The sequence below is a fragment of the Duganella sp. BJB1802 genome (genome assembly GCF_013369445.1).
In the GTDB taxonomy this organism is placed as follows: domain Bacteria; phylum Pseudomonadota; class Gammaproteobacteria; order Burkholderiales; family Burkholderiaceae_D; genus Rugamonas; species Rugamonas vulcania_A.
The window spans coordinates 286,844-304,169 of sequence record NZ_JABWEF010000005.1 but is presented as its reverse complement, the minus strand read 5'-3'; the positions used below and the strand labels follow the sequence as shown (position 1 = coordinate 304,169).

Genomic DNA, 17,326 nt, shown 5'->3' with positions numbered 1-17,326 from the left:
CATGGAAACCAAATGGCTGGAAGACTTCATCTCGCTGGTCGAGACCAATAATTTCAGCCGCTCGGCGGCGCTGCGGCACGTGACGCAGCCCGCCTTTTCGCGCCGCATCCAGTCGCTGGAAAACTGGCTGGGCACGGACCTGATCGACCGCACCTCCTATCCCACGCGCCTGACGCCGGCCGGCATCGTGTTCTACGAGCAGGCGCTGGAGATGCTGGCGCAGATCAACGGCGCGCGCGACATGCTGCGCTCCAAGCGCGCCGCCGCGCAGACCAGCATCGACCTGGCGGTGCCGCACACGCTGTCGCTGACCTTCGTGCCGAAGTGGCTCACCGCGTTGGAGCAGGACTTCGCGCCGATCAGCAGCCGCCTGATGGCGCTCAACGTGCACGACGCCGTGATGCAGCTGGTGGAAGGCGGCTGCGATCTGCTGCTGTGCTATCACCATCCGCGCCAGCCGGTGCAGCTCGACCCGGGCCGCTACGACATGCTGGTGATGGGCCGCGAATCGCTGCGCGCCTATGCGCGCTGCGACAAGAACAAGACCCCGGAATTCACGCTGCCCGGCACCAAGAAGGAGCCGTTGCCGTTTTTATCGTACACCAACAATGCCTACCTGGGCCGCATGGTGGAGCTGATCCTGAGCGACGCAAAAACGCCGCTGCACCTGGACCCGCAATACGAGACCGACATGGCCGAGGGCCTGAAGATGATGGCGCTGGAGGGCCGCGGCGTGGCCTTCCTGCCCGAATCGGCGGTCACGCGGGAGCTCAAGCAAAAGCAGCTGGCGCGCGCCGACGGCGGCGCCTCCGAGTGGGAAATCGAGATGGAGATCCGCCTGTACCGCGAGCGCCCGTCGGCGCACCGGCGCGGCAAGGCCATCGTCGAGCGGCTGTGGGAATTCCTCGAACAGCAGCAGAAAAACAGCGGCCGCAAACGCCGCGTCGCCGTGTCGGAAAGATAAGCCCCGCCATAACTATGCATTTTTTGCATAGCCGAATGCACATACAGCATTGGCCCGTTTTCAATCTCCCGTCCTATGATTCGACCCACTTGAAGAGCGCCACGAGCGGACTTCAGCCACGAATTCAACGGAGACTTGAGCATGACCACTGTACAAGCACACGCACTGCCTTCCTACCTCAATCCAGAAGACCTCGGCCCTTGGGGCGTCTACCTGCAGCAGATCGACCGCGTCACCCCGCACCTGGGCAACCTGTCGCGCTGGGTCGAAACCCTGAAGCGCCCGAAGCGCATCCTGACCGTCGACGTGCCGATCGAGCGCGATGACGGCTCCATCGCCCACTACGAAGGCTACCGCGTCCAGCACAACATGTCGCGCGGCCCAGGTAAAGGCGGCGTGCGCTTCCACCAGGACGTGACCCTGTCCGAAGTGATGGCCCTGTCGGCATGGATGACCGTTAAAAACGCGGCCGTCAACGTGCCATACGGCGGCGCCAAGGGCGGCATCCGTGTCGATCCGAAGACCCTGTCGCGCGGCGAACTGCAGCGCCTGACCCGCCGCTACACCAGCGAGATCTCGCTGATCATCGGACCAAACAAGGACATCCCGGCACCGGACGTCAACACCAACGAACAGGTGATGGCATGGATGATGGACTCCTACGCCATGATCGAAGGTAACCTGTCGACCGGCGTCGTCACCGGCAAGCCAATCTCGCTGGGCGGCTCGCTGGGCCGCCGCGAAGCGACCGGCCGCGGCGTGTTCGTGGTGGGCCGCGAAGCCGCCGCCAAACGCGGCGTGGCGATCGAAGGCGCACGTGTCGCCATCCAGGGCTTCGGCAATGTCGGCGGCGTGGCAGCGACCATGTTCGCGGAAGCCGGCTCCAAAGTCATCGCCGTGCAGGATCACACCGGCACCGTGGTCAATCAAGGTGGCCTGGACGTGGCACGCCTGCACCAGCACGTGGCCGAATGCGGCAGCGTGACCGGTTTCGCCGGCGCCGAAGCCTTCCTGGACCGCGACGCGTTCTGGGGCATCGAGTCCGACATCCTGATTCCGGCGGCGCTGGAACAGCAGATCACCGCCGCCAACGCGCCGCTGATCCGCACCAAGATCATCCTGGAAGGCGCCAACGGCCCGACCACCCCGGAAGCGGACGACATCCTGACCGACAAGGACGTGCTGATCGTGCCGGACGTGCTGGCCAACGCCGGCGGCGTGACCGTGTCGTACTTCGAATGGGTGCAGGACTTCTCCAGCTTCTTCTGGAGCGAGGACGAGATCAACGCCCGCCTGACCCGCATCATGCAGGACGCCTTCAACGCCGTATGGTCGGTGTCGCAGGATAAGAAAGTCACGCTGCGCACCGCCACCTTCATCCTGGCGTGCACCCGCGTGCTGCAGGCCCGCGAAGTACGCGGCCTGTATCCATGATCGACTGATCCCCAGCAGTTTGCGCCTGCACCGGCTTTGGCCCGTGCGGGCGTTTTTCGCATTCAGAGCCAAACAAAACAACGAGGACACCATGAGCACCATCGAACAAAAAGCGCTGGCCTACCACCGCGCCGGCAGCGCCGGCAAGATCGCCATCGAAGTGACCAAGAGCGTCGCCACCCAGGAAGACCTGGCGCTGGCGTACTCGCCTGGCGTGGCCGCGCCGTGCGTGGAAATCCAGCGCGAGCCGGCCAAGGCCTACGAGTACACCGCCAAGGGCAACCTGGTCGGCGTGATCACCAACGGCACGGCGGTGCTCGGCCTGGGCAACATCGGCGCGCTGGCCGGCAAGCCTGTGATGGAAGGCAAAGTGGTGCTGTTCAAAAAATTCGCGGGCATCGACGCCTTCGACATCGAGATCGACGAAACCGATCCCGATAAGCTGATCGACATCATCGCGGCGCTGCATCCGACCTTCGGCGGCATCAACCTGGAAGACATCAAGGCGCCGGAGTGCTTCTACATCGAGCGCAAGCTGCGCGAGCGCCTGTCGATCCCGGTGTTCCATGACGACCAGCACGGCACCGCCATCGTGGTCGGCGCCGGCATGCTGAACGCGATCGAGATGACCGGCCGCGATATCTCCAGCGTGAAGATCGTCTGCTCCGGCGCCGGCGCTGCGGCCATCGCCTGCCTGGAACTGCTGGTGGATCTGGGCGCGAGCCGCAAGAACATCTTCGTCTGCGACAGCAAGGGCGTGCTGACCACGGCGCGCGCGCTGGACGGCGAAAAAGCTGCATGGGCGCAGGACACCAGCGCCAGCAAGCTGTCCGAGGTGATGGACGGCGCCGACGTGTTCCTCGGCGTGTCCGGTCCCGGCGTGCTGTCGCCGATGGACATCGAGCGCATGAAGCCGCACCCCATCGTCTTCACGCTGGCCAATCCGGAGCCGGAACTGCGTCCGGAACTGGTGCGCGAAGTGGCGCCGGACGCCATCATCGCCACCGGGCGTTCGGACTATCCGAACCAGATCAACAACGCGCTGTGCTTCCCCTATCTGTTCCGCGCGGCGCTGGACTGCGGCGCCTCGACCATCAACCAGGAAATGAAGCGCGCCTGCGTGGTGGCGCTGGCCGACATCGCGCGCAGCGACGCCCGCTTCGGCAAGGACTATGTGGTGCCTGGCCTGCTGGATCCACGCCTGCTGAGCGGCGTCACGCCGAAGATCGCCAGCGCGGCCTGGCGCAGCGGCGTCGCCCGCAAGGAGCTGGTCGAGCTGGAATACGCCGAGGATCTGCGCGACCTGGCGGAATCGCTGATCTAAACTTGCCAGGCCTGAAGCGCCACAGCTTCAGGCCATTTTGACGTTGAAGCCTTCCGCGTCCGTTGGCGGCACGAAGTACTGGGTAAACAAATCGAATTCCGCCTCGCTCGTGCTGAATTCATGACCGCCTGCCTCATTGCGGCGCCTCAGCCGCCGCTTGCATTCTTCATCGCTGACGTCCAGGTAGTGCAGGCAGTGCGCGGCCGAGGTGCCGGCGAACAGGGACTTCATCCAGGCTCGCGTTGCGACCGTGTTCGCCGGGAAGTCCAACACCACCGAGCTGCCTGCGGCCAGTATGTCCTGGATCAAGCCATGCAAGGCGGCGCGCAACTTGGCCGTGCAGCGCACGTAATCGGCCAGCGACTTTATCTCGCCTGGATAAAGGGTCGCCAGCATCTTGTCCTCGCTGATCAGCACCGTGTGCGGCTGGCTCGCCAACGCGCCGGTCAACGTGGATTTGCCGGAGGCGATCTTCCCGCACACGAGATGCAGGGTCGAGACATTGGCTACTTCTGTTTTCATGGAACTCTCCTTGGTTTAAAAACCCCGAGGACCAGATTCCAAAAAAAGAAACCCGCCTCCAGGGCGGGCTTCTTCGTTGCTGCAAAAAGCTAACCCGCCATCGGAATAATGGCGGCAATAATCGCAAGCTTCGAGTATTGGCGTTTAGTCAGCATCATGATTCAAGCATTGCATAGCTTTTTGATCATGTCAACAAAAGCTCAAACGCTAACCGTTGGCGATGCGGCGTGCCGCCTCGGTCCGGCGCGCAGCCGATGCGGGCGGCTGGCGGCGCGCGTGGCCGCGCAGGCCCAGCACACTGCCCGAACGCTGGCCCGCCTCCAGCTTGAACACATCCACCACATGCGCCAGGCTGGTGGCCTGGTCCTGCAGCTCCTGCGCCGCCGCCGTGGCCTGCTCCACCAGCGCGGTATTCTGCTGCGTCATGCTGTCCATCTCGCCGATGGCGGCGTTGACCTGCTCGATGCCGGCCGTCTGCTCCACACTGGCGCCACTGATTTCGCCCATGATCTCGGTCACGCGCTTCACGCTGGCCACCACTTCATGCATGGTCTCTCCGGCCTTGTGCACCAGCTCCGAACCCGTGCCGACCTTCTCCACCGAGTCGTCGATCAGCGACTTGATCTCCTTGGCGGCCGCCGCGGAGCGTTGCGCCAGATTGCGCACCTCCGTCGCCACCACCGCGAAGCCACGGCCCTGCTCACCGGCGCGCGCTGCCTCCACCGCAGCGTTCAGCGCCAGGATATTGGTCTGGAACGCGATGCCGTCGATGACCGAAATAATATCGACAATCTTCTTCGACGAGTCGTTAATCGACGCCATCGTCACCGTCACCTGCTCCATCACATTACCGCCCAGCTCCGACACCTGCGACGCCGACACCGCCAGCACATTGGCCTGCTGCGCGTTGTCCGCGTTCTGCTTCACGGTCGTCGTCAGCTCCTCCATCGCCCTCGACACCTTGTCCAGCGATCCCGCCTGATGCTCGGTGCGCGACGACAGGTCGCGATTGCCGGAAGCGATCTCCGACGACGCGGTCGAAATCAAATCCGTCCCCTGGCGCACCTGGCCGACGATGGACGACAGGCTGTCGCGCATCGCCTTGATCGCGTACAGCAGGCTGGTTTTGTCATCGGATTCCACCTCAACGGCGATGGCCAGGTCGCCCTCGGCGATCTTGTTGGCGATCTCGGTGGCGTAGGCCGGTTCGCCGCCCAACTGCTTGAGCAACAGGCGCGTATTCACCCAGGCGATCAACACACTGACGGCAAACGACAGCACCGCCTGCAGCACGATCCACAGGCGCGCATCGCTGGCGTGGGCGTTGACGGAGGCGCTGGCGGCCGCCGTCTCGGCGTGCGCCTCGGACATCAGGACCGCGATGTCGGCCACGATCTGGCGGCGCAGCGGGCTGCATTCCTCGGTCAGGAAGCGGCCGAAGGCCTCGGTATTGCCGGCCTCGCGCAGCTGGCGCGGACGCTTGAGTTCATCGGCCATCTTCAGCAAGCCGCTGCGCACCTTGTCGAATTTGGCGTCGCCGGCATAGGCGGGGGTCATCTTCTCCAGCGCCGCCAGGTAGATGGCCTTCTGCTCGTCGACCAGCGCCAGCTCCTTGGCCGCCTGCGCGCTGTCGGTGAAGATATAGGCGTTGCGCGCGGCCAGGCCGGTCTGGGCCAGCGCCTCGCGGGCCACGTACAGCGGCTCGAGCTTTTGCGCGGTCACTTGCTGCTGTTTCTGGAACGCGCCGGTGATCGACGACATGCGCACCACGGCAAACGTGGCGAGGATCAGCATCAGCGCCGTCAATGTGCCGAAGCTGAGCGCGAGCTGCGTACCTATCTTTAACTTCTTGAACGATTCCATCCGGTCTTCCTGTTGAAAAGGGCGAACGCCAGCGGCGGCGCTTGCGGCGCCGCTGGCTGACTAAGGGGAGTAGAAAAAGAAGAAGAGGCGCAGCGCGCGCCCATCACCAGTTTTCGTGCAACAGATTATGCATTAACTAATGATTTAAATAAACAAAATTGTCCTGGACGGAAAGATGGCTCAGCTGCGGTTAATCCGCATCATCACCAGGCGATGTTCGTCGCCGACCAGCAGCACGGCATGGTCGGCAAACACCATTTGCCGGATCACCGCCGTGCCGCCAAACTCGGTATCCGTGCCGGTCAGCTTGATGCGCAGGATGGTCGACTTCTGCGCCGACAGCGCCGCCGTGCCGACACCGTAATCGCCCAGCACCAGCACATCGCCCACCGGATCGCCGACCTTGTAGGAACCGACCACCACATCGGCCAGCAGCAGGCTGCCCTTGTAGAGATGCGCGTCGAGGTCCGGCGAACGGCCGCTGCCCGCCCAGCCCTTGGACAAAGTCTCTTGACCCAGGTCGGTGCGGCCAGCCGGCAGCACCGCGATGCCCGATTTGTCGAGCGCCACGCCCATCACGCCGCCGGGACTGGAGAGCGAGGCCTTGCCGTTCCAAAGCACGCCCATTTTGCCGCTGGTGTCCAGCGCGACCGGATAAGGCAATGCGCCGCTGGTGCCCAGCGAATGCACAACAGGCGCGCCCAGTCCCTTGGGCCACATGGCGACCATCGCGCCGCCGCCTTCCAGCCAGGAGGACAGCACCACGCCGGCCGCTGCCGCCACGCGCGGATGCAGCGCCGACGTCGATATCTCGAACGGTGGCGTCAACTGCCGTCCATTGAAATCGAATTTGCACAGCTTGAGCATGTACTGCGTCTTGTCCGTGACAGGCAGCAGCGAGAAGGTGGTGACCAGCCAGAAGCCATTGCCGTCCACGGCGCCGCTGCTTTCGGCTGCGGACAGCTCGGTGGTCGACGTGGGCGCCACCGCCGGATACAGGTCGATGGCTTCACCGATCTGCTTTGCCTGCGCGTCGAAGTGCAGCAACTTGGTGCCGGGGCCGGACTGCACCATCACAAAGCCATCCGGCGACGGCATCATCTGCCACTCGCCCATGTAGCCGGCGGCCAGCGAGAAGCCGTAATCGATGGTGGACAGCAGCGCGCCATCCTTGTCCAGCACACTCAATCGCGTGCGCGGATGCACCTGGTTGCCGTTCTGGATGACAGTCGTGTCGGAGAACGAGCGCACCACGATATGGTCGCCGATGACCAGCGCATCGCCCATGCCCTTCAGCTGGGCGCCGCCCGGCAGCGTGACCGTTTGCCGGACGCCTTCGATGGCGATTACGCTGGAGGTGTCGGGCGCGGTGCCGACGAAGGTGGCCGAGGTGGCGTCGGGTTGCGCCGTGGCGCCCGGCGAACCTCCGCCGCCGCAGGCGCTCAACGCGGAGACCAGCACCAGCAAGGCCAGATGGCGGGGTAAGGCTTGAAAACGCATACTGGCTCACAGTGCACTGTCTGAAAGCGAAAAGTATATAGAAAAACAATCCCTTCCCTATACCATCCGCACCACAACAGCATGGCCCTGCGAGCCAGCGGCATGACCCGGCAAGCCTTTATTTGCGGATGACTTCTCCGCCCTTCATCACAAAGGTCACTTTAGTGAGCTCGGTCGCGTTCTCCGCCGGATCGCCCTTGACGGCGATGATGTCGGCGAACTTGCCGGCGGTGAGGGAGCCCACGCGGTCCTTCCAGCCCAGCAGGTCGGCCGCGTTGATGGTGGCCGCCTGGATCGCCTGCATCGACGTCATGCCGTACTTGATCATGTACGCGAACTGCTTCGCGTTGTCGCCATGCGGATAAACGCCGGAGTCGGTGCCGAAGGCCATTTTCGCGCCGCCGTTGAGGGCCTTGCGGAAGTTGTCGCGCTGGATCTGGCCGACCACCTTCTCCTTGGCGATCGACTCAGGCAGCATGCCGGCCTTCTCGCCTTCCTGCAGGATGAAGTCGTCGTTGTAGATGTCCATCACCAGGTAGGTGCCCTTCTCGCGCGCCAGCTTGATGCCCTCGTCGTCGATCAGGCTTGCGTGCTCGATCGAATCGACGCCGGCCAGGATCGCATCGCGGATGCTGCTGGCGCCGTGCGCGTGCGCCGCGACCCTGCGGCCCAGCTTATGCGCCTCGCCGACAATGGCCTGCATCTCCTCCAGCGTGTACTGCTGCGCGCCCGGCTCGTCGCCCTTGGACAGCACGCCGCCCGAAGCGCAGATCTTGATCACGTCGGCGCCGTACTTGGCCATCTCGCGCACCTTGGCGCGCGCCTCCCACGGGCCGTCGGCCACGCCACGGCTGGTGAACTTCATATCCGGCGGCAGCAGGTTCTCGTCGCAGTGGCCGCCCTGGATGCCGATGGCGTAACCGGCGGTACGCATGCGCGGGCCGATGAAATCGCCGTCGTTGATGGCGTCGCGCAGCGCCACGTCGCCGAAGCCACTCGCGCCGACATTGCGCACGGTGGTGAAGCCCGCCTCCAGTGTCTTGCGCGCGGCGCGCACGCCGTACAGCGCGGCCCGCGTGTCGGACACGCCCAGCGCGTTGTAGCCGCCCAGGTAAGGGTCGCCGGTCAGGTGGGTGTGCATGTCGATCAAGCCTGGCAGCACGGTCTGCGACGACAGGTCGATCAACTGAGCACCCGCCGGCACCTTGGCCGAGGCGCTCGGGCCGACCGAGGTAATGCGCTCGCCGGTGATGACGATGGTCTGGTCCTTGAGCACCGTGCCGGCGACCACGTCGACCAGGCGGCCGGCGCGTATCGCCACCACTTTGCCGGCGTCGGCGAACGACGGCGCGGCCGCGCCCAGGGTGGCTGCGACAGTGGCGGAGATCAGGAGATGCTTGAGTTTCATGGAGTTCCCGAAAATAGTCTGCTTGTTGTTGATGTTATCCCGGCCACGCACAGGTGCGGAATCCGGCGAAGATGTCGTCGCGCTCGGGCAGGAAGAAATTGCGGAAGCGGGCGTTGACGAAACGTGGCGGCGTGGCGAACGAGGCGCCCCGCAAGGTCTGGTGCGTGGAGAACCACGGCTCCGAATATTCGCGGTAGCGGTCCGCCTGGAAGCCGGGGTAGGCGTCGAACGGCGACGCGGTCCACTCCCACAGCTGGCCCCACCGGAACGCCGGATGGCCGGACAGCGCGGCAGACTCCCACTCCGCCTCGGTCGGCAGGCGGCGGCCGGCCCAGGAGCAGTAGGCCTGCGCCTCGTACAGGTTCAAGTGCCGCACCGGCTCGGCGCCGGCCAGCGTCGCGGGCTGGCCGAAGCGCACGGTGCGCCACTGCCCGCCGTCGCGCTGCCAGTAGCGCGGCGCCGAGCGCTCCTGGCGCATCAGCCAGTCCGCGCCGGCGCTGCTCCAGAACTGACGGTTATCGTAGCCGCCGTCGCCGATGAAATCGGCATACTGCGCATTCGTCACCAAGGTGCTGTCGATGGCGAACGGCGCCACGCGGAAGGCATGCGCTTGGCGCTCGTTGTCGAACACGAAGCCGTTGCCCTCGGCGCTGCCCAGCTGGATCGTCCCGCCCGGGAAGCCGATCTCCGATGGCGCAAACAGCTGCTGACCGTTGTGCGCGGCCCGCTCCGGCGCGGGCAAGCCCAGGGTCTGCAAGGTGTAGAGCAGCGCCTCGCCGTGCATGTCCTCGTGCGCCAGCGCCAGCCGGTAGGGATACAGCGCCGCGTCGTCGTTCGGTTCGCGTGACAGCTTGTCGAGCACACGGTCCAGCACTTCGCGGCAGTAGGTCTTCAGCGCGCCGGTGCTGAGCAGGTCCAGCGTCCAGCGGCTGCGGTGCGGCACGCGCGCCGAATCGAACCAGTCGTCGCCCTTGGTCAGCAGGCAGTTCCCGTGGGCGTCGGCCGGATGGCTGGAATCGGCCGCGCGCAGGATGAACCATTCGGCGAACCAGGCGGTGTGGCCCAGCTCCCACAGCGGCGGATTGACGATGCGCAGCTGCGGCACGCGCTCGGCCACGTCCATGCCGGCGGCGGCGAAGCAATCAAACAGCGACAGCGTATAATCCCGCGCATGCTGCAGCGCCTGCGCCATCTGCTGCGGCGAGGCGGTCCTGAACGAAGTTGGGTTGGAAGTCATGGGCCGATTGTAACGATTTTTAGCCAAAACACCAGTGAGCGCACCCCATATCTGGATCGTCAGTCCCGCCTCGGCGCGGGCCAACAACGGCAACTGGCAGAGCGCCAGCCGCTGGGCGCGTTTTCTGCGCACACGCTACCGGGTATCGATTTCACAACAGTGGCCCGAAGCCGATGGCAATGCCGCGCCCGACCTGCTGATCGCGCTGCACGCGCGCCGCTCGGCGTCCTCGCTCGATGCCTATGCGCGCGCTTATCCGCAGCGGCCATCGATCCTGCTGCTGACCGGGACCGACCTGTATCGCGACATCCAGACCGACGCCAGCGCCCAACAGGCGCTGCGCCAGGCCAGCGCGCTGGTGCTGCTGCAGCCGGCGGGCATGGACGCCCTGCCCGAGCCGCTGCGCGCCAAGGCCAGCGTGATCTTCCAGTCGGCGCCCACACTGCGGCCCGCGCGCCCAGCCAACAAACGGCACACGGACATCAGCATGGTCGGCCACCTGCGCTCGGAAAAAGATCCGCTGACCTTCATGCGCGCCGCCGCGCTGGTCACGGCGCCCACGGCGCGCCTGGTCCACATCGGCGGCGCGCTGGAACCGGCGCTGGAGCAGGCCGCGCTGGCGACCGCCGCCGCCCATCCGCGCTACCGGTGGCTGGGCGCCCTGCCGCATGCGGCCACGCGGCAGCGCCTCAAGCGCAGCGCCCTGATGGCGATCACCTCGCACATGGAGGGCGGCGCCAACGTCATCATCGAAGCCATTTGCAGCGGCGTGCCGGTGCTGGCGAGCGACATCAGCGGCAACCGCGGCATGCTGGGCGACGGCTACGCCGGCTACTTCCCGCCCGGCGACGCCGCCGCGCTGGCCCGCCTGATCGACCGCGCGCTGGCCGAACCGGACTTCCACGCCCTGCTGCGCGCCCAGTGCGACGCGCGGGCGCCCCTCTTCGCTCCGGCGGCCGAGCAGGCAGCTTTGCTGGAGTTGGTGGATAATCTGCTGCACAAGTCTAAACAAGGAACGACATCATGAGCAATGAACCAATCAAACTGACCTCCTTCTCCCATGGCGGCGGCTGCGGCTGCAAGATCGCGCCGGGCGTGCTGTCCGAGATCCTGAAAAATTCGTCCGGCTTCCCGGTGCCGAAGGAGCTGATGGTCGGCATCGAGACCGCCGACGACGCCGCCGTCTACAAACTCAATGACGAGCAGGCGCTGATCGCCACCACCGACTTCTTCATGCCCATCGTCGACGACCCGTTCGATTTCGGCCGCATCGCCGCCACCAACGCCATCTCCGACGTCTACGCCATGGGCGGCACGCCGATCATGGCGCTGGCCCTGGTCGGCATGCCGATCAACAAACTGCCGCTGGAAACCATCGGCCAGATCATCAAGGGCGGCGAATCGATCTGCGCCGAAGCCGGCATCCCCATCGCCGGCGGCCACACCATCGACTCGGTCGAACCGATCTACGGCCTGGTGGTGCTGGGCCTCGTCCATCCATCGAAGGTCAAGCGCAACGCCGACGCCAAGGCCGGCGACGTGCTGGTGCTGGGCAAACCGCTGGGCGTGGGCGTGCTGTCGGCCGCGCTGAAGAAGGACAAGCTGGACGCCGCCGGCTACCAGGCGATGATCGCCAACACCACCAAGCTCAATAAGCCGGGCAAGGCGCTGTCGGAAATGGCGGGCGTGCACGCGCTGACCGACGTCACCGGCTTCGGGCTGCTGGGCCACCTGCTGGAACTGGCGCGCGGCGCCAAGCTCACGGCGCATCTCGACATGGCGAAGATTCCGCTGCTGCCGGGCGTCGAGCAGCTGGCGCACGACGGCTACTTCACCGGCGCCTCGGGCCGCAACTGGGATGCCTATGGCAAGGATGTGGAGCTGTCGCCGTCGGTATCGCAGGCGCAGCACATGCTGCTGACCGATCCGCAAACCTCCGGCGGCCTGCTGGTGTCGTGCGACGCCGGCAGCGTCGACGAGGTGCTGGAGCTGTTCCGCCGCGAGGGCTTCGGCGAAGCGGCCGTCATCGGCCGCATGGCCGACGGCGCGGCGCGCGTGACAGTCGGCTGAGGCGTACCCGATGCGCTATCGCCTGCTCCTGCCGGCCTTCTTCTGCACCTTGGCCGCCGGAGCGCAAGCGGCCGAACCGGAAATAGTCCACTTCCCCGGCAAGACAGGAACGCTGGGCGGTGAGCTATACAGGCCATCGGGCGAAGGCCCGTTCCCTGTGCTGCTGTATAACCACGGCAGCGCGGCGGGCATGTTGAACAGCCAGGCCGCCAAGATCATCGGGCCGCTGTTCGCCACGCGGGGTTGGGTGTTCTTCATGCCCTACCGGCGCGGCCAGGGCTACAGCGCCGACGCCGGTCCTTACATCGGCGACGAGATCAAGGCGGCGAAAGAGCGCGGAGGCATGCAGGAGGCTTCGCGTACGATGACCCGCCTGCTCGGCACCGACCATCTCGACGACCAGCTGGCGGCACTGGCATGGATACAATCGCAGCCCTACGCGCGCGGAAAACCGGTGGCCGTCGCCGGCAATTCCTTCGGCGGAGTGGAGGCGGTGTTGGGCGCCGCCAAGGCGCCCTACTGCGCGGCCGTCGTCGCATCCGGCGGCGCCGAGAGCTGGTCGCAATCGCCCGAGCTCCAGGAGGTGATGAAATCGGCCGTCCGCAACGCGGCCAGTCCGATGATGTTCTTCCAAGCCGCGAACGATTTCAATCTGGAGCCCAGCCAGGTATTGTCAGCGGAGCGCTCGCAAGCCGGAAAAACCAGCGTGGTGAAAACCTACGGCCCCTTCGGCAAAAGCGCAGCGGAAGGCCACAGCTTCGCCTATCGCGGCGCCGACATCTGGTTCGCCGACGTGTTCAGCTTCATCGAGCAAAACTGCAAGTAGAATTTCCGGTGAAAGCCGTAGACGATTGCCGTGGCATCAGCGCCGGCATGCGCTAAAGTAGATCCATCATCAACCACCGAAAGAAAGTCATGCTGGTCACCACAACAGAAAACGTCGCAGGCCACCGGGTGCTGGAAGTGAAGGGTCAGGTATTCGGCGTGGTCGTGCGCAGCCGAGGCCTGGCGGGCAACCTGATGGCAGGGCTGCGCTCCATCTTCGGCGGCGAGATCCTGGAATACACCGCCCTGCTGGAGGAAACGCGCCGCCATGCGCTCGACCGCATGGTCAAGAACGCGCAGCAGATGGGCGGCAACGCGGTCGTCATGATGCGCTTCGACTCCTCCGAGATCGGCCAGACCATGAGCGAGATCGTCGCCTACGGCACGGTCGTCGTGGTCGAGAAAGCCTGACATGCTGCGCAACGCGATACTCGTCATCGCGCTACTGGTCGCCGGTGGCGGCGCGATCGCCCTGGCGACCGGCCACCCAGAGGCGATGCCTGCGGCAATCTGGGGCGGCATCCTTACGGTGGCGGTGCTGTTCGAACGCTGGCGCTATCAACCGCCGCCAGCCACCGGCGGTAACTGGCAGCCTACCGGCGAGCAGTTCATCGACCCGGAGTCCGGCGCGGCGATGGAAGTCCTGTACGATCCCGGCACCGGCGAACGACGTTATGTCGCCAAGGCCGGCAAGCCGTAGCGTCTATCGCAGCGCCTCCAGCACCGGGCCCAGGGCGGCGATCAACGGTGCCGGCGACACCGGCTCGCCGCCCTCTTCCCACGCATTCTGGAATTCCGCGATTTCCATCCCGATCACCTCCGATTCGGCCAGCACCGCGCAGGCGTCGCGCAGCTCCGGCAGCGACAGTCCATTCTCGTGCACATAGTCGGTCGGCACGATGCCGGGGTTGAGCACATCGCAATCGAGGTGCATGTAGACAGGCCGTCCGGCGACAGCTGTGCGCAGCCGCTCTGCCAGCCCGGCCCCCGGCGGCACATGCGTCACCGCGCCCGATGCGATCAGTTGCAGCTCCGCCGGATCAAGGGCTCGCTGGCCCACCAGCACGATGTCCGGCAGCGCCAGGCCCGCCCCCAGGCCCGACTCCCACATGCCCGCGGGCCCGGACAGCGCCATGCCGCCCAGGTAGCCGCTGTCGGTGGTGGACGGCGTATTCAGGTCGGCGTGTGCATCGAACCACACCACGCATGCATCCGGACGATGGCGTGCCACCATCGGCAGCGTCGCCAGCGAGGCGGCGCAGCGGCTCGACGCCGTCAGCGGCTTCTGGCCTCGGGCCAGGACCTGATCGAGCTGCGCGGCCAATGCGTGCAAGGCCGGCATGGCGACGTCCAACTCCGCCCGCCAGCCCAGGTTCAACGCCGGCGCCGGCGTGCCGACCACCACGACCGCAGCGTCCAGACGCTCCGACAACACAGCCGCCAGCGACTTCGCACCGGGAATCGCCAGGTTATTGTGGTCTCCCACACGCCCCTGAAATAACGTAATCGCCACCTCGTTCATTTGCCACCTCCTCAAAGACTTCGACTGTAGCCGCCCCAGGCCATTGGCACGCATAGGAGCTGCAAAGCGCGCGCACGGCGTCCGCAATAGACTGGGCTAGTCCGCCGGGCGCAGTATGGATGGGTCATCACTCAGTGCGAACGGCACGGCTCTGGCCCATCGGTTCGACGACAACGAGAACGTCAGCGCGCGCACCTGATGGTACCAGCCGGCCGGCACGTACAGCATGTCGCCCGGATTGACGATGACTTCGACCGTGGCGGCCTGGCGCGCGAGAGGGAACTTCTCGTAGTCCGGCGCTTCGGGGTCGAACGGGGAGCCGAACAGAATGGCGTTGGCCTCGTTCGGATACAGGAACTCGTCGTGGTGCGGCGGCGCCAGGAAGATGCGCTTGGTGCCCCAGATCTGCGCGAAGATGTTGTCGTCGTAGTCGCAATGCAGCGGCGTCACCGTGCCAGCGGGTCCAAGCCAGAAGCGCGGCGGCCCCATTTTATCGAAGTACGTAGGCCAGTGACAAAGGCGGTTCAGCTCACGCAGTTCCAGGTTGCCCAGGTACGGCGGCAGGTCGTGCGCGCCGGCGGCCACCAGTTCCAGGTACTCCAACATCGACATGTCCTGCATCGCGCGGTCGGGCGCGAACGCGGTGTTGATGTAGTCGCCCACCCGCGCGCGCACCGGCAGGTGGCTGTACTGCGCGCGCAGCGATTCTGGAGTCAGGGCGCACAACGGCCAGCGGTTGGCCGCGCCGGCCATCAGGAACGGCAGCCCGTCCGCCGCCCGTTTGCGAAAGGCGGCGGCATCGAGCGCCCGGATGCGCGGTATCTCCGCGACAGCCGGCAGTTCGCGCGACGCACGCTTGATCGCCTCGCGCATCTCGGGGATCGACGTAACGCCGCGAACCTGCGCGTCCCTGCGCTCGCGCGCCAGCTTCTGCGCCGCAGGGTCGGCGGACCAGGCGGACTCCGACTCCTGCCGGGTCGGCGGCAGCCGGGGCGCCCGTGCGGCCGCCCCAGTGTTCTTCTCTCGTGACATATCCCGAACTAAAATTTTTTCAAGGGCGATAGTATAACTGGTCGCTCTCAAAACAGTTCGTCAAGCTGTTCGAAGAAAAGGCGTTTTGCCGGCGCGTCGTGCCGGTCCAGTTCCTTCAGAAAGGAGGCCGCCGCGCGCTCGGACACGTCTTCAATCAGGTTGCGGTGAACGAAGGCGATGTCGAGCCAGCGGTCGGCCTTCCCGCCACGCCCCCAGTCGATGAAATGCAGCCGTTCGCCGGCGTCGACAAACACATTGCTGTCGCCCAGATCGCCGTGCGAGAACACCAGGTCCTCGGCAGGTGTCGTCGCGCGCAGGTGATGCAGCAGGTCCTGCGGCGTGCTCAAACCCGGCCATTGTTCCAGATCGCAGTCGTGATCGATGAGGCCTTCGCGCATCAGGTATTCCAGTTCCCGCAGCCGTATCGCCGCGCTGGTATCGAACGGACAATCGGCGACAGGCAGCGACTGCACTTGACGCAGCGCCTCGCGGAACAAGCCCGTCACCGGTTTGCCGGCAGCGACCAGCGACGACAGCGGCACCCCTGGCACGGCACGCGTGATCATGCACTCCCCATCGCCGTCCTGCGCGGCGAGAACGACCTCCGGAACGCTTAACCGCCCCGAAAGCCAGGCCAGAACGCCCGCCTCGCGCATGACGCTATAGGTGGTGTCGGCATAGATCGAGGGCGAGGTCTTGAGAAAAAAGACATCGGTGCCGCGCTGAAAGCGGTAGACCTGGCATGGCGATTCGCCGACTTCGTCCCGCTGCAGCGGCGCGTCGCCGATAAAGCTATCCACTGCGGGAGGCAGCTTTAAAAACGATTGTACGTTCACTGATTCCTCTTCTGTGTTGTTCAAACCGCCCGATAAAACTGAAGGCCGTTACCGTCCGGATCACGCACATGGAACTCCCTGGTTCCCCATGGCGTGTCGCCCGGCCGGCACCAGGGACCGGAGCCCGACGCCGGAATGGCGCCGCTTCGCAGGAATTCGGCATACGCCCGCTCCACATCGCTCACATAAAAACGGTAAACCGGGCGGTCCAACACATGATCCCAATGCGACGGATCCTGCCACTGCAGCTGAAGCTCCAGGCCATCGCGCGCCACCGCCGCATATCTGGGGCTGTCCGCCTGGTCCCTGAACACCTCGACGAAACCCAGCTTTTCATAGAACGCCAGCGATGCGGCGACATCACGCGACATCAGCACCGGTATCACCGCCTCGATGAGTTTTTCCATTCGATCCTCCGTTTAGCGCTTCGCCGCGCAGATGACAAAAACACCATGACACCACATAATCATTGTAACAAGATCAAATCTCCTTGACAGTCACGCCGCCGATCTCGTACATTAAAGGCCATGACCTCGCATCTGCACCTATCCGCTTTCCTGCTATCGCCTACCAGCGCCCTATCGCTGGCAGCGCGCCTACTAGCACGCGCCTAATCCGCGTTCCAGCTGTACCCTGTGCCGGCCACAAGCCGCACCTGTCTACAAATCCCAGGAAAGTTTGCACCGATGTTCCCAGCCTTGTCGCTACTGCTAAAACTACCGATCGGTTGCCGAGCCTAGTATCCCGTGGCCGCGCGGCAGCCCTTCGCCACAACAGAGCGCCAGCCCG

17 protein-coding genes are annotated in these 17,326 nt (G+C 65.2%); 8 read left to right on the top strand and 9 right to left on the bottom strand.

Translation table 11 applies throughout. The features are described 5' to 3' along the window. Position 1: 1 nt before the first annotated feature. The 3 genes from HUX88_RS10975 to HUX88_RS10965 all read left to right on the top strand — a co-directional run bounded on the left by HUX88_RS10975 (position 2) and on the right by HUX88_RS10965 (position 3,722). Positions 2 to 964, top strand: coding sequence for a LysR substrate-binding domain-containing protein (locus tag HUX88_RS10975; protein ID WP_176361797.1), 963 nt, complete (start codon positions 2 to 4; stop codon positions 962 to 964). Between the two features lie 141 nt (positions 965 to 1,105). Next, positions 1,106 to 2,398 carry a Glu/Leu/Phe/Val dehydrogenase gene (locus HUX88_RS10970; protein WP_176361796.1) on the top strand — a complete coding sequence of 431 codons (1,293 nt, stop codon included), beginning with the start codon at positions 1,106 to 1,108 and terminating at the stop codon, positions 2,396 to 2,398. Positions 2,399 to 2,489: 91 nt separating this feature from the next. Continuing rightward, the gene (locus HUX88_RS10965; protein ID WP_176361795.1) at positions 2,490 to 3,722 is read left to right on the top strand and encodes a malic enzyme-like NAD(P)-binding protein; all 1,233 of its coding nucleotides are present in this window, start codon (positions 2,490 to 2,492) and stop codon (positions 3,720 to 3,722) included. A 27-nt stretch (positions 3,723 to 3,749) separates the two neighbouring features. Here the strand turns inward: HUX88_RS10965 and HUX88_RS10960 are convergent, their stop codons facing one another. The 5 genes from HUX88_RS10960 to senA all read right to left on the bottom strand — a co-directional run bounded on the left by HUX88_RS10960 (position 3,750) and on the right by senA (position 10,252). Continuing rightward, entirely contained in the window at positions 3,750 to 4,244 is a 495-nt protein-coding gene (locus HUX88_RS10960) for an ATP-binding protein (RefSeq protein ID WP_176361794.1), read from the bottom strand. A gap of 207 nt (positions 4,245 to 4,451) precedes the next feature. Beyond that, entirely contained in the window at positions 4,452 to 6,107 is a 1,656-nt protein-coding gene (locus HUX88_RS10955; protein ID WP_176361793.1) for a methyl-accepting chemotaxis protein, read from the bottom strand. Between the two features lie 180 nt (positions 6,108 to 6,287). Then, positions 6,288 to 7,607, bottom strand: coding sequence for a hypothetical protein (locus HUX88_RS10950; protein ID WP_117009816.1), 1,320 nt, complete (start codon positions 7,605 to 7,607; stop codon positions 6,288 to 6,290). Positions 7,608 to 7,725: 118 nt separating this feature from the next. After that, positions 7,726 to 9,015 carry an amidohydrolase family protein gene (locus HUX88_RS10945; protein ID WP_117009815.1) on the bottom strand — a complete coding sequence of 430 codons (1,290 nt, stop codon included), beginning with the start codon at positions 9,013 to 9,015 and terminating at the stop codon, positions 7,726 to 7,728. 34 nt (positions 9,016 to 9,049) lie between these two features. Beyond that, positions 9,050 to 10,252 carry a selenoneine synthase SenA gene (senA, locus tag HUX88_RS10940; protein WP_301549469.1) on the bottom strand — a complete coding sequence of 401 codons (1,203 nt, stop codon included), beginning with the start codon at positions 10,250 to 10,252 and terminating at the stop codon, positions 9,050 to 9,052. A gap of 34 nt (positions 10,253 to 10,286) precedes the next feature. On the opposite strand from senA, the gene senB reads away from it, so the two are divergent. From senB to HUX88_RS10915, 5 genes are all read left to right on the top strand, one after another. Further along, positions 10,287 to 11,279, top strand: a complete 993-nt coding sequence (gene senB, locus HUX88_RS10935) for a selenoneine biosynthesis selenosugar synthase SenB (protein WP_176361792.1) — start codon at positions 10,287 to 10,289, stop codon at positions 11,277 to 11,279. Next, positions 11,276 to 12,322 (top strand): selenide, water dikinase SelD, encoded by a 1,047-nt coding sequence (selD, locus tag HUX88_RS10930; protein ID WP_117009812.1) that lies wholly within the window; start codon positions 11,276 to 11,278, stop codon positions 12,320 to 12,322. Before senB ends, selD begins: the two co-directional genes overlap by 4 nt. Positions 12,323 to 12,332: 10 nt before the next feature. Continuing rightward, positions 12,333 to 13,148 carry a S9 family peptidase gene (locus tag HUX88_RS10925; protein WP_176361791.1) on the top strand — a complete coding sequence of 272 codons (816 nt, stop codon included), beginning with the start codon at positions 12,333 to 12,335 and terminating at the stop codon, positions 13,146 to 13,148. An 89-nt stretch (positions 13,149 to 13,237) separates the two neighbouring features. Next, positions 13,238 to 13,558, top strand: a complete 321-nt coding sequence (locus tag HUX88_RS10920; protein WP_176361790.1) for a heavy metal-binding domain-containing protein — start codon at positions 13,238 to 13,240, stop codon at positions 13,556 to 13,558. A 1-nt stretch (position 13,559) separates the two neighbouring features. Next, positions 13,560 to 13,847, top strand: coding sequence for a hypothetical protein (locus HUX88_RS10915; RefSeq protein ID WP_176361789.1), 288 nt, complete (start codon positions 13,560 to 13,562; stop codon positions 13,845 to 13,847). Positions 13,848 to 13,850: 3 nt separating this feature from the next. On the opposite strand, the gene HUX88_RS10910 is transcribed toward HUX88_RS10915, so the two are convergent. The 4 genes from HUX88_RS10910 to HUX88_RS10895 form a co-directional block, all read right to left on the bottom strand. Next, complete coding sequence (locus HUX88_RS10910; protein WP_373886778.1) at positions 13,851 to 14,633, bottom strand: arginase family protein; 783 nt, start codon at positions 14,631 to 14,633, stop codon at positions 13,851 to 13,853. A gap of 132 nt (positions 14,634 to 14,765) precedes the next feature. Continuing rightward, positions 14,766 to 15,701 carry a cupin-like domain-containing protein gene (locus tag HUX88_RS10905; RefSeq protein WP_176361788.1) on the bottom strand — a complete coding sequence of 312 codons (936 nt, stop codon included), beginning with the start codon at positions 15,699 to 15,701 and terminating at the stop codon, positions 14,766 to 14,768. Positions 15,702 to 15,748: 47 nt separating this feature from the next. After that, positions 15,749 to 16,501, bottom strand: coding sequence for an APH(3') family aminoglycoside O-phosphotransferase (locus HUX88_RS10900; RefSeq protein ID WP_373886777.1), 753 nt, complete (start codon positions 16,499 to 16,501; stop codon positions 15,749 to 15,751). Between the two features lie 56 nt (positions 16,502 to 16,557). After that, complete coding sequence (locus tag HUX88_RS10895) at positions 16,558 to 16,944, bottom strand: VOC family protein (protein WP_176361786.1); 387 nt, start codon at positions 16,942 to 16,944, stop codon at positions 16,558 to 16,560. Positions 16,945 to 17,326: the final 382 nt, after the last annotated feature.

Coding starts and splice junctions, on each gene's coding strand:
- HUX88_RS10975 (WP_176361797.1), top strand. CDS start 2: ATGGAAACCAAATGGCTGGAAGACTTCATCTCGCTGGTCGAGACCAAT.
- HUX88_RS10970 (WP_176361796.1), top strand. CDS start 1,106: ATGACCACTGTACAAGCACACGCACTGCCTTCCTACCTCAATCCAGAA.
- HUX88_RS10965 (WP_176361795.1), top strand. CDS start 2,490: ATGAGCACCATCGAACAAAAAGCGCTGGCCTACCACCGCGCCGGCAGC.
- HUX88_RS10960 (WP_176361794.1), bottom strand. CDS start 4,244: ATGAAAACAGAAGTAGCCAATGTCTCGACCCTGCATCTCGTGTGCGGG.
- HUX88_RS10955 (WP_176361793.1), bottom strand. CDS start 6,107: ATGGAATCGTTCAAGAAGTTAAAGATAGGTACGCAGCTCGCGCTCAGC.
- HUX88_RS10950 (WP_117009816.1), bottom strand. CDS start 7,607: ATGCGTTTTCAAGCCTTACCCCGCCATCTGGCCTTGCTGGTGCTGGTC.
- HUX88_RS10945 (WP_117009815.1), bottom strand. CDS start 9,015: ATGAAACTCAAGCATCTCCTGATCTCCGCCACTGTCGCAGCCACCCTG.
- senA (WP_301549469.1), bottom strand. CDS start 10,252: ATGACTTCCAACCCAACTTCGTTCAGGACCGCCTCGCCGCAGCAGATG.
- selD (WP_117009812.1), top strand. CDS start 11,276: ATGAGCAATGAACCAATCAAACTGACCTCCTTCTCCCATGGCGGCGGC.
- HUX88_RS10925 (WP_176361791.1), top strand. CDS start 12,333: ATGCGCTATCGCCTGCTCCTGCCGGCCTTCTTCTGCACCTTGGCCGCC.
- HUX88_RS10920 (WP_176361790.1), top strand. CDS start 13,238: ATGCTGGTCACCACAACAGAAAACGTCGCAGGCCACCGGGTGCTGGAA.
- HUX88_RS10915 (WP_176361789.1), top strand. CDS start 13,560: ATGCTGCGCAACGCGATACTCGTCATCGCGCTACTGGTCGCCGGTGGC.
- HUX88_RS10905 (WP_176361788.1), bottom strand. CDS start 15,701: ATGTCACGAGAGAAGAACACTGGGGCGGCCGCACGGGCGCCCCGGCTG.
- HUX88_RS10895 (WP_176361786.1), bottom strand. CDS start 16,944: ATGGAAAAACTCATCGAGGCGGTGATACCGGTGCTGATGTCGCGTGAT.